Source organism: Flavobacterium sp., assembly GCF_049318185.1.
GTDB lineage: Bacteria > Bacteroidota > Bacteroidia > Flavobacteriales > Flavobacteriaceae > Flavobacterium.
Window position 1 is genome coordinate 1 of sequence record NZ_JBMOGV010000090.1, and the last position, 9,372, is coordinate 9,372.

General features: G+C 33.5%; 8 protein-coding genes and 1 tRNA gene. 6 read left to right on the forward strand and 3 right to left on the reverse strand.

The genetic code is table 11. The features are described from left to right. Positions 1-143: 143 nt before the first annotated feature. From ACOYLT_RS08605 to ACOYLT_RS08615, 3 genes are all read right to left on the reverse strand, one after another. Positions 144-217 (reverse strand) — tRNA-Asn (locus ACOYLT_RS08605). 83 nt (positions 218-300) lie between these two features. Next, positions 301-1,647, reverse strand: a complete 1,347-nt coding sequence (rseP, locus tag ACOYLT_RS08610; RefSeq protein WP_422853449.1) for an RIP metalloprotease RseP — start codon at positions 1,645-1,647, stop codon at positions 301-303. A 76-nt stretch (positions 1,648-1,723) separates the two neighbouring features. Beyond that, positions 1,724-3,637, reverse strand: coding sequence for a M1 family aminopeptidase (locus ACOYLT_RS08615; RefSeq protein WP_422853450.1), 1,914 nt, complete (start codon positions 3,635-3,637; stop codon positions 1,724-1,726). 227 nt (positions 3,638-3,864) lie between these two features. Here ACOYLT_RS08615 and serS point away from each other — a divergent pair, with 227 nt between their 5' ends. The 6 genes from serS to ACOYLT_RS08645 all read left to right on the forward strand — a co-directional run. Next, positions 3,865-5,136: a serine--tRNA ligase gene (serS, locus tag ACOYLT_RS08620; RefSeq protein WP_422853451.1), complete on the forward strand. Its 1,272-nt coding sequence runs from the start codon at positions 3,865-3,867 to the stop codon at positions 5,134-5,136. A 79-nt stretch (positions 5,137-5,215) separates the two neighbouring features. Further along, a complete protein-coding gene (locus ACOYLT_RS08625; protein ID WP_422853452.1) occupies positions 5,216-6,994 on the forward strand; it encodes a tetratricopeptide repeat protein in 1,779 nt (592 codons plus the stop codon). 77 nt (positions 6,995-7,071) lie between these two features. After that, positions 7,072-7,383 carry a DUF4286 family protein gene (locus ACOYLT_RS08630; RefSeq protein WP_422853453.1) on the forward strand — a complete coding sequence of 104 codons (312 nt, stop codon included), beginning with the start codon at positions 7,072-7,074 and terminating at the stop codon, positions 7,381-7,383. A gap of 199 nt (positions 7,384-7,582) precedes the next feature. Further along, the gene (locus ACOYLT_RS08635) at positions 7,583-7,885 is read left to right on the forward strand and encodes a GIY-YIG nuclease family protein (protein ID WP_422853454.1); all 303 of its coding nucleotides are present in this window, start codon (positions 7,583-7,585) and stop codon (positions 7,883-7,885) included. Between the two features lie 36 nt (positions 7,886-7,921). Next, a complete protein-coding gene (gene rsmA / locus ACOYLT_RS08640) occupies positions 7,922-8,701 on the forward strand; it encodes a 16S rRNA (adenine(1518)-N(6)/adenine(1519)-N(6))-dimethyltransferase RsmA (protein ID WP_422853455.1) in 780 nt (259 codons plus the stop codon). Further along, positions 8,691-9,372: magnesium transporter (locus ACOYLT_RS08645; RefSeq protein ID WP_422853456.1), on the forward strand; the 682-nt coding region annotated here is incomplete at its 3' end. The genes rsmA and ACOYLT_RS08645, both read left to right, overlap by 11 nt.

Below are 9,372 nucleotides of genomic sequence, written 5' to 3' on the forward strand. Positions count from 1 at the left end.
GATTTTGCTCTACGAAGATCTAAGAGCGTTTTAATGTTTGCCATAAATGTTGGTTTATGGTCTTGGAATGTCATTTTGTGCAAACTATGTGCAAACTTTTAAGCCAAAAAAGACCTCACATTACTGTAAAGTCTTTTCATTTGCTCCCCCTCTTGGGCTCGAACCAAGGACCCTCTGATTAACAGTCAGATGCTCTAACCAACTGAGCTAAGGAGGAAGATATTATATCTTTTAAGCGGTTGCAAATATAGAACGAATTTTATTTTTTGCAAATAAAAAACAATAAAATTTCAAAAAACGTTATTTACCTACAATTGCCTTGTAAATATCATTTCCATTAGCAAATAACAATAATGAAATAAGTAAAACAAATCCAACCATTTGGGCTCTTTCTAAGAACTTATCACTTGGCTTTTTGCCCGAAATAATTTCATAGAATAAGAACATCACATGCCCTCCATCTAAAGCTGGAATTGGCAATAAATTCATTACCCCAAGCATTATGGATAGTAAAGCCGTAATACTCCAAAACGCTTCCCAACTCCATGTTTGTGGAAATATATTGAAAATAGCGGCAAATCCGCCCACGCCTTTGTAAGCACCAGTGCTAGGATTAAATATCAATTTCAATTGTTTCCAGTAATTCCCCAATTGAGTAAACCCTTTATCAATGCCAATAGGAATTGACTCCAAGAAACCAAATTGCTCTGTACTGAATTTATAGTAACCCAGTTTTTCTAAATTTTGTTCTTTTAAAGCGCCTAGATTTACGCCTAGTTTACCCTCCTTAGTAATTTTCAACAAAACAGGGACTTTTACTTCATTTCGCAATACAAAACCCGCTACAGTTTTTCCTTTATGAGCTTGAAGTATAACTGCAGCTTGATCAAAATATTTGACAGTATCCCCATTGATAGAAATGATAATATCTTTTGGCTTTAATATACCTTTGTTAGGTGAATCATCAGCTAAAGCACCAACGACAAAAGGCATTCTTAGAGCAATTAAACTTTTTTTATCGGCATCAATAAAGTTACCTATAAAGTTGTGAGGAATAGTTATAGTTTGATCTGCTCCATCTCGCTCTAACACCACACTTTTAGATGTTAAAATATCTAAATTAACGGATGGCTCAAATCGTTCTATCTTTTTTCCATCAATAGCTACTAGTTTATCTCCTGTTTTAAATCCAAGTTTTTCAACAACAGGATTAGTAATCCAAACACCGTCTTTTATGTTGTCATTTTTGATATAGTATTCCCCATATACATAAGTCATTCCTATGTAGATTAAAAACGCTAAAATAAAATTCACCGTAACGCCACCAAGCATAATAATTAAACGTTGCCAAGCTGGTTTTGAACGAAATTCCCAAGGTTGTGGCTCTTGAGCTAATTGTTCCTTGTCCATGCTTTCATCTATCATTCCTGATATTTTTACATAACCTCCTAATGGTAACCAACCAATACCATATTCTGTTTCACCAATTTTCTTTTTGAATAAAGAAAATTTAATGTCAAAAAACAAGTAGAACTTTTCCACTCGGGTTTTGAATAATTTGGCAGGAATGAAATGTCCTAATTCGTGAAGTATGATTAACAGCGATAAGCTTAATAAGAATTGAGATGATTTGATTACAATTTCCATTTTTTATTGTCAGTTTCTTTTAAAAGCACAAAAGTAAGGTTTTCACCTTACCCCTGCATATAATATTTTATGAAGATTATTTTTTTATGAATTTTTTATGAAATGTCCCTTCAGAAGTTTGAATATCTAGATAATGAACACCCGTTGACAAAGTAGTTACGTTAAAATCTGAATTTGTATTTTCTAATACTATTTGTCCAAGATGATTATAAACAGTTACTTTTTGTAAAACAACAGTAGATGGCATTTGAATATGCAATACATCAGAACTTGGATTAGGATATATACTTACAGTATCATTGATATCAAAGTTTTGATTACTTAATGTTACTGTGGAGTTTTTAGAAATAATATGTCTATCGGGATCAAATTCAACACTAGTAATAGGAAAGGCAACATTTTGTATAAATTCTTCACCATCTACAGTATTATCCAAAACTAAATCGGCTTGCTCGCCATTGGCTCCGAACACTCTAACCGGAACAGGCATTTCAAAATAGGTAACCGAAGGATCAGACTGCGTTTGATTCACCACAAATTTAACTTGTCCTGTTCCCCAATTTTGAGCTGATATAGTATAAATTGGATACCCTTGATTGTAAACCCAATCATTAAAAAATTCGGTTAAATCTTGACCATAAACCGCTTCTAAATGAGTTTGCAAATCAGCTGTAACGGCATATTTATAGGCCAAATCAGTATCAGCTAAATAATTTTTTAAAGCTTGAAAGAAAGCAACATCACCCATTTTGAAACGCAACATTTCCAAAACCATGGCTCCTTTATTATAACTTAATCGGCTACTGAAAATACGGTTAACACTAGTGGCTTGTGTATCAGTTAAATAAAGATTACCTGTAGGGAATGTTGTAATATTATTAATCATAGCGTCTTTTTCAGATATAAAAGCCGTTGAGCCATCAATGTCTTCAATTACCAATGCGGCTAAATAAGTAGCAAATCCTTCATTAAGCCAAATATCTTTCCAAGTCCCACAAGTAATTTTATCACCAAACCATTGGTGGGCTAATTCATGAGCGATTAATTCTCTGCTAAAATTTTGCATAAAAGATACCGTAGTATGTTCCATGCCGCCACTCCAACCAAACTGGGCATGACCATATTTTTCATTTTTAAACGGATAGGGTTCAAAAAGTGTTTCATATAAAGTCATTATGTCTGGAGTTTGAGACAAATCAGAAACAGCAGAAGCATAATTTTCAGGATAGATATAATTTATAATTGGAAAAGAAGTTGTAATTCCAGCCGTCTGATTATATACTCGATAATTGGTCACCGCTAAAGCTATCAAATAAGCTGGAATAGGATAACCGTGATGAAAGTGAGTTGTTTTATTAGCCCCCGAAATTACTGGAGCTGTGGTCTCAACTCCGTTGGCAACACTAACATACTGTGATGGCGCCGTAATATGTATATCAATACTATCTATCTTGTCATTTAAATCTTGTTTACAAGGCCACCAATCTTTGGCGCCAAAAGGTTCTGATAGTGTCCATATAATAGGCGAACCATTATGAGTGCTTTTAGTAAATGCTTGTTCGCCAGTAGCTGGTGCCCCAGAATAATTAATTTCTACTGTAGTAGAGTTTCCAGTAGTTATAGTTGTACCAAGATTAATTACCAATTCGTCACTGGTATTTTGAGTGAAAGTTAAATTGGTGCTACCTCTTTTTACAGTATTTACGGTTAATTGATTGGTTAAATCAAAGGTAACTTTAGTCATATTTGACAATGCTTTGAAAGTATGAGTGACTTTTCCTGTAATTGCATAAAAATTAGGATTAATCGTGAATTCTAATTTACTATAGGTCAAGTCATAATTAGCCGTATTAGAGTTTACTTGCAAATTCATAAGCTTTGAAGCCGATTTCATTTCTGCTTCAGCAATTCTATTAGTCATATTATGATTGTTTTGAGCAAAAACAGAACATAGCGAAAGACAATACAGTAAAACGTAGTTTTTAATCATGATAGCAAGGTAATTTTTGCGAATATAATAATAAAGAATACTAATTATTATTAAATTTTTGGTAAAAAGTTATAAGAAAAACAGATTCGTACTAGTTTTCTCTAAAATAAGTTTCGTTTTTTATTTTTTTTTAAATTAAAGTTTAACCAAGAAAAAACCATGAAGAAACAATAATTAAATTCGTATGAAACATTTCATTAAATTTGCGTTCTTATAAAGAAAATGTCATGTTACAAATAAGTTACATTAGAGAGAATAAAGACAAAGTGATTACTGCTTTAGCGAAAAAACATATGGATGCCGGAGCTATTGTTTCAGCAATAATCCTTTTAGATGAAAACAGAAGAAGCACTCAAGTTGCCCTTGATAATACCTTAGCCGAAGCCAATAAACTTTCCTCAGCCATTGGCGAAATGATGAAAAATGGTGAAAAAGCTAAAGCCGAAATTCTAAAACAAAAAACAACTCAGCTCAAAGAAACTAGCAAAGAATTATCTGAAAAATTAGAAGCTTTTGCAAACGATTTGACTCAAAAAATGTATTTGTTGCCCAATCTTCCTGCCGACATCGTTCCTGAAGGCAAAACACCAGAAGAAAATCTGAATGTGTTTCAAGAAGGAGAAATCCCAGTTTTATATGAAGGAGCACAACCTCATTGGGAATTAGTAAAAAAATATGACATCATCGATTTTGAATTGGGTGTAAAAATTACTGGTGCAGGTTTCCCTGTTTATAAAGGAAAAGGTGCTAAACTACAACGCGCTTTGATTTCTTATTTTTTAGATAAAAACACAGAAGCTGGTTACCAAGAATTCCAAGTGCCGCATTTAGTAAATGAAGCTTCTGGTTATGGAACGGGACAATTGCCAGATAAAGAAGGACAAATGTACCATGTTGGTATCGATGATTTATACTTAATTCCAACTGCCGAAGTTCCTGTGACCAACTTGTTTCGTGATGTGATTTTACAAGAAAATGATTTGCCTGTTTTATGTACAGGTTACACACCTTGTTTTCGTCGTGAAGCAGGTTCTTATGGCGCACATGTTCGCGGTTTAAATCGTTTACACCAATTTGACAAAGTAGAAATTGTTCGTCTAGAACATCCTGACAAATCTTATGAAGCTTTGGATGGCATGGTTGAACACGTAAAAAATATTCTGCAAGAATTGAAATTACCATACCGAATTCTGCGCCTTTGTGGAGGGGATATGAGTTTTGCTTCCGCATTAACTTATGATTTCGAAGTATTTTCAACAGCACAAGATCGTTGGTTAGAAATATCTTCGGTTTCTAATTTTGAAACCTTCCAAGCCAATCGATTAAAATTGCGTTTTAAAGGTAAAGATGGAAAAACACAATTGGCTCATACACTCAACGGAAGTTCATTAGCTTTACCAAGAGTTTTAGCTGGTATAATTGAAAATTATCAAACCCCAGAAGGCATAGTAATTCCAGAAGTATTGCGCCCTTACACTGGATTTGATATCATTAACTAAAAGTTAATCTTTCGTAAACAACATACTAAACCGACACAAAAAATGTTACTTTAGTACGAAGTTGATTTTAATAAAATCTATGAAAAAAATTCTTTGTATAACATTCTTGTTACTTTCCATTCTTGTTCATGCACAGAACGAGCAATTGGCCAATAATTATTTTGACAGAGGAGAATTCGAAAAAGCATTAATTAGTTATCAAGATTTACTCAAAACCCAAATGGGTAACTTTAATTATTTTCAAAGAGTTGTAGAATGTTACCAACAGTTGCAACAATATGATAAAGCTCAAAAAGCCATTGAAGAACAATTAGAACGTTTTAAACAAAATCAAGTATTAGTTGAATTGGGATACAATTATCAATTGCAAAAAAACCAAGAGAAAGCGACAAAATATTATGACCAAGCCATCTCCAAAATCAAAAAAAATGCCGTTGAAGTCTATGGAATTGCTTATACTTTTGAAAAAAAAGCCCTCTATGATTATGCCTTATTAGCTTATAAAACAGCCCTTGAAACAGATCCTAAATTGAGTTTTAATTTTCAAATGGCAATGCTCTTTGGGCAACAAGGAAATACTGATTTGATGATAGAAACCTATCTCTTGGAATCTTTTCAAAACCCGCAAAATCTTCCTGTTATTCAAAATCAATTAGCACTATTTATGATAGATAATGGTGATGTTAGCTTTAACGATACATTGAAAAAAGCCTTATTGCTGAGAACTCAAAAAACACAAGATATTTTCTGGAATGATTTCTTAAGCTGGTATTTTGTGCAACTAAAGGAATACGGAAAAGCTTTTATACAACAAAAAGCAATTTACAAAAGAAAACCAGATTCGTTCGGGAATATTATCAATTTAGCTCAAATGGCGATTAATGATAATGACCAAGAATCAGCTAAAGAAATTTTGACCTTTGTACTAGACAATACAAAAGATTTAGACGTGCTCATTCAGTCACATACCTATTTGATAGAAATGGAAATTGACCATGCTTTAGAAAAAGACTATTCGGCTATTACTGCAGAATTAGACGCTTTGATAAAAGAATTTGGTGTGAGCCCATACACACTTTCATTATTAAAACTCCAAGCAAATTTTACTGCATTTCATTTAAAAGATTCAGAAAAAGCAAAAGCAATTTTGAAAAATGCTATGGAAATTCCAATCAACAGGAATCAATTGGCAGAAGTAAAAATGGAATTGGCAGACATACTGCTTTATGAAGAAAAATTCAACCAAGCATTGATTTATTATTCTCAAATTGACGAAGAGATGGGTGGCGATGTTATTGGACAAGAAGCTAGTTTGAAAACAGCCAAAACTAGTTATTTTAAAACTGATTTTGATTGGGCATCACACCAATTAAAAGTACTAAAATCGGTGTCATCACAATTGATAGCCAATGATGCTTTGGATTTATTCTTGTTAATAAGCGACAATACTGTTGAAGACTCAACCCAAGTAGCGCTGAAGAAGTTTGCTCGAGCAGATTTTCTTTTATTTCAAAACAAAAAACAAGAATCTTTAGCACAATTTCAATTGATTTTAAAAGAACACAAAGGCGAAGACATTGAACCTGTTACTCTCTTGCGTATTGGAAAAATCTATGAAAAAATGGGTGATTTCAATAACGCGTTAGAAAATTATAACGAAATCATTACCAAGCACAAAGACTGCATTTACATAGATGAAGCGCTTTACTTTTCAGCGGAAATTTATAATTCACAGTTGAATGCTATTGAAAAAGCAAAACCACTCTACGAGGAAATGATTTTCAAACACGAAGACAGTATTTACTTTGTTGACTCGAGGAACAAATACCGAAAGTTGCGAGGAGATACAAATCTTTAGTGTTAAGTTAGCAGTCGCAGTTAGCAGTTTTTCATGAACTTCATAAATCTTTTAAACTTATAACCCATAAATCAAAAATGATACTTTACAACGTTACTATAAACATACATGAAAGTGTTCATGACCAATGGATGCAATGGATGCAAGAAAAGCATATAAAAGATGTTTTATCCACGGGAAAATTCACTTCGGCTCGAATGGTAAAAGTTTTGATTGAAGAGGAAATGGGCGGAACAACCTATTCTATTCAATACACGACTGATAGCAAAGAAACTTTGCAAAACTATTATGAACAAGATGCGCCAACACTTCGTGAAGAAGGTCATCGTTTATTTGGAGACAAAATGCTAGCTTTCAGAACAGAATTGGAGTTGATTTCGGAGCACTAGTCTTTTGTCATTGCTTCGCCAGTTCGCTGACACTTGTGTCCCGCGCAGGTGGAAATCCGAAACTAATAGTAAAATAGAATAAAGTTAATAAATGATTGTCTTTCCCGCGAAGGCGGGAATCCAGAAAAAATAAACACGGATTACCGCCTGCACGGGAAAGACAAAAAAGAGAAGAAAGAGTATAGAAATAAAACAGCAGATGTTTAAAACCATCCATCAATATTATGTATACATTTTAGCCAGTAAAAAAAATGGAACCTTATACATTGGGATGACAAATGATTTAGAAACAAGAGTTTTACAACACAAACAAAAAATAAATGAAGGTTTTACTTCAAAATATAATGTGATAAATTTAGTTTATTTTGAAAACCATCAATATGTAAACGATGCCATTAAAAGAGAAAAGCAACTCAAGAAATGGAATCGTCAATGGAAAATAAATTTGATTGAAGAAGAGAATAAAGATTGGAAAGACCTGTCTGAAAATTGGAATAATTAATATAGATTCCCGCCTGCTCGGGAAAGACAAGCGAAAATGAATGACGTAAAAGCCAAAAAACATCTCGGACAACATTTTTTAACCGATGAAACTATTGCAAAAAACATAGCCGATACACTAAGCTTTTCTGGCTATGATACCATTTTGGAAATTGGCCCTGGAATGGGCGTTTTAACTAAATATCTTTTAGAAAAACCTACCACAACATATGTTATTGAAATTGACCAAGAATCGGTGGAATATTTAGCTACACATTATCCCAAATTGCAAGGAAAAATTATTTCCAAAGATGTTTTAAAATATAATATTAATGAGGTTTTTGAAGGAAAATCATTTGCTATCATCGGCAATTTTCCCTACAATATTTCAACCCAAATTGTTTTTCGTTGTTTAGAATTGCGCGAACAAGTTCCTGAGTTTTCGGGCATGTTTCAAAAAGAAGTAGCCGAACGAATTTGTTCCAAAAAAGGCAATAAAGTATATGGGATTTTATCCGTTTTAGCTCAAGCTTTCTATGATGCTGAATACCTTTTCACGGTTGACGAACATGTTTTTAATCCGCCCCCAAAAGTAAAATCGGGTGTTTTACGATTGCGTAGAAAAGAAAATTTTCATTTGCCTTGCAATGAAAAAATGTTTTTTAGTGTAATAAAAACTGGGTTTCAACAGCGTCGTAAAACATTAAGAAATAGTTTAAAATCCTTCAATCTTTCGGATAATTTAAAAGAAGATAGTATCTTTGACCTCAGACCTGAGCAACTTTCTGTAGAACAGTTCATCGAACTTACCTTAAAAATAGAAGCCAATGCAGTTTAAAATCAGCAAAGAACTCTTAGCGCAAATTGAGCAACTCATTCACTCCAAAAATGATTCGGAGTTGGAAGTGTTGCTTAATGATTTGCACCATGCCGATATTGCTGAGATTTTTGATGAATTAGAAATTGAAGAAGCTACTTATATATTTAAAATTCTAGATAGCGAGATCACCGCCGAAATTCTGCCTGAACTAGAAGATGATATTCGTGAAAAAATTCTTCAAGGCCTTTCTGCCAAAGAAATAGCCGAAGAATTAGACGAGTTAGACACCGATGACGCCGCCGACATTATTGCCGAACTTTCACAAAGCAAAAAAGAAGAAGTAATCTCCGAATTAGAAGACGTTGAACACGCCAAAGACATTGTCGATTTATTGCGCTACAACGAAGATACTGCCGGCGGTTTGATGGGAAAAGAATTGGTTAAAGTCAATGAAAATTGGAATGTATTAACTTGTGTGAAAGAAATGCGTATTCAAGCAGAATATGTCACCAGAGTTCATTCGATTTACGTCGTAGATGATGAAAATCGTTTGAAAGGCAGATTGTCGCTAAAAGATTTATTGACCACTTCTACCAAAACACCAATCAGCGAAGTGTATATCAAAAAAGTAGATTCTGTAAAAGTGGACACGCTAAACACTGAGGTAGCTAGAATCATGCAAAAATATG

Excerpts from the sequence above, each read along its gene's own strand:
- ACOYLT_RS08615 (WP_422853450.1), bottom strand. The coding sequence starts at position 3,637 with ATGATTAAAAACTACGTTTTACTGTATTGTCTTTCGCTATGTTCTGTT.
- rsmA (WP_422853455.1), top strand. The coding sequence starts at position 7,922 with ATGAATGACGTAAAAGCCAAAAAACATCTCGGACAACATTTTTTAACC.
- rseP (WP_422853449.1), bottom strand. The coding sequence starts at position 1,647 with ATGGAAATTGTAATCAAATCATCTCAATTCTTATTAAGCTTATCGCTG.
- ACOYLT_RS08625 (WP_422853452.1), top strand. The coding sequence starts at position 5,216 with ATGAAAAAAATTCTTTGTATAACATTCTTGTTACTTTCCATTCTTGTT.
- ACOYLT_RS08635 (WP_422853454.1), top strand. The coding sequence starts at position 7,583 with ATGTTTAAAACCATCCATCAATATTATGTATACATTTTAGCCAGTAAA.
- ACOYLT_RS08630 (WP_422853453.1), top strand. The coding sequence starts at position 7,072 with ATGATACTTTACAACGTTACTATAAACATACATGAAAGTGTTCATGAC.
- serS (WP_422853451.1), top strand. The coding sequence starts at position 3,865 with ATGTTACAAATAAGTTACATTAGAGAGAATAAAGACAAAGTGATTACT.